Here is a 1,925-nt window from a genome sequence, read left to right on the forward strand (position 1 = left end):
GGGGAATAACGGCATCGACTAGATGAGATGCAGGTATGGACAAATTTTAAACTCACAACCTGAGTTTCCCCTGAGAAAACGATTAATAATTTGGTAGCAAAATCTATGCTAATTTCTCGGCCAATATTTAGCTCTAAATCATTTATAACCGCAAGACAACAGCCATACTAAAAAAGTTGATGGGATTACTTACTACCAAAATCTGGTGTTTCTCAGCAAAAATTAATCTCTTACTTAGAGTCATATCAGGTCGATCGCAAGTCTTTAGATTACAGTGAATAAATATGCTGCTCAAACTGCTTGCAGGAAAGGCTCCCCAGATTTTCCCATGAAACCCTTCGCTAAACTCCAGGAGACGTTCCGCCAAGTAAGGCAGCGGCATCTCGATCCGGCTTCGCTCCAATTTCGACTGACTCTAGAAATATCTCTACTCTCAATTCTGGGCTTGAGTAGCGTTGCCGCGTGGACGAGTTGGAAAATGCAACAGATTCTAATTACGACTCATACCCAGCGAGTCGAATATATTGCTAATCGCTTTCCTCGCGATGTCGAACTTTATAGTGAGATGCTACCCGCTGCCAAGGGGCTACAAAAAACGATCGATAATGTCTCGGTGCCCGGTTTAGCAATTTGGTTTAAAAGTACGGATGGCACGATGACTCTGGCTAAATCCAGCGAGGTGACAGCCGAATTGATGTCCAGTGGTGAGATGCCGCTCAAGCCCCAAGTTTATCAGGTTGGCGATCGATATATGATTTTGTATCGAGGCGACGTAAAGACGAAAAACCAGCCCCTGGGGAAGGTTTACATGGCACAGGATATCACCGCCGAGCAACATCAATTGATTACGGCGATTCAAGGTCTTACCGCTGTATGTATTTTAGCAACTCTTGCCACAATTCTGGCGATCGCCATGCGGATTCGGCGATCGCTCCAACCATTACAAGAAATGAGCCGGATGGCGGGAGCGATTTCTGTCGCAGATCTAAATAATGCCCAATTGCAACTCAACAATGCACCAACTGAAGTTAAGGAATTAGCCCAAACTTTTAATATGATGCTGTCGCGGTTGGGGGATGCTTGGGAACAACAACGGCAATTTATCGGTAATATTTCCCATGAGTTACGCACCCCATTAACGGTGTTATCTGGCTATTTACAGAGCTTATTACGGCGAAGTAATAACCTCAATGATTATCAACGAGAAGCTTTGGAAACCGCAGGATCGGAAGCCGATCGCACGATCAAATTGCTTCAGGATCTATTAGATTTGGCACGAGCCGATAGTGGCTATACTCGTTATCACTTAGAACCATTACTACTGAATGAGCTTGTGTCAGAAGTGGTTGATATGACCGCAAAATTGGGTGATCGATCTATTCAAGTTGATGTAAAAGAAAATGTTGAAGCAGTTGTCGATCGCGATCGATTGAAACAGGTATTAATTAATCTCTTGGATAATGCGATTAAATATTCTCAAGCAGAAAAAACGATCAACTTGATAGTCGAACAAATCGATAAACAGGCAATTATTCGGGTACGCGATCAAGGCATTGGAATTCCCCTCCAAGATCTCAGTCGGATTTTTGAACGCTTTTATCGAGTTGATGAAGATCGCGCCCGCACGACTGGCGGACATGGATTAGGTTTAGCGATCTCCAAAACATTGGTAGAAGGGATGGGGGGTAAAATCATGGTGCGATCAACAGTCGGTGAAGGTAGCGAGTTTTCGATCGTCTTGCCGAAATAAACATTCGATCGGGGGGAGAACATTAATTGTTAAAATATCGATTGTTTTGGAGCAAATAAATCGTGGTGGATCGAGTGTTAGTAGAATTGATGACGATCGCGATCGATAGGCTTCAGGCGGAAATTTTAGAACGTGAAAAATCCGAGCAAATCCTCAGATCGATCGTTGAAGGGAC

Annotated in this window: 1 protein-coding gene; it reads left to right on the forward strand. The window is 43.7% G+C overall.

Features of this window, described 5'->3' with window-relative positions; all coding sequences use genetic code 11:
* The first annotated feature begins 328 nt into the window (after positions 1-328).
* Positions 329-1,750 (forward strand): ATP-binding protein, encoded by a 1,422-nt coding sequence (locus RMO27_RS14795; RefSeq protein WP_309733809.1) that lies wholly within the window; start codon positions 329-331, stop codon positions 1,748-1,750.
* Positions 1,751-1,925 lie beyond the last annotated feature (175 nt).

The organism is Chamaesiphon sp. OTE_75_metabat_556 (assembly GCF_031378165.1).
Taxonomy (GTDB): Bacteria; Cyanobacteriota; Cyanobacteriia; order Cyanobacteriales; family Chamaesiphonaceae; genus Chamaesiphon.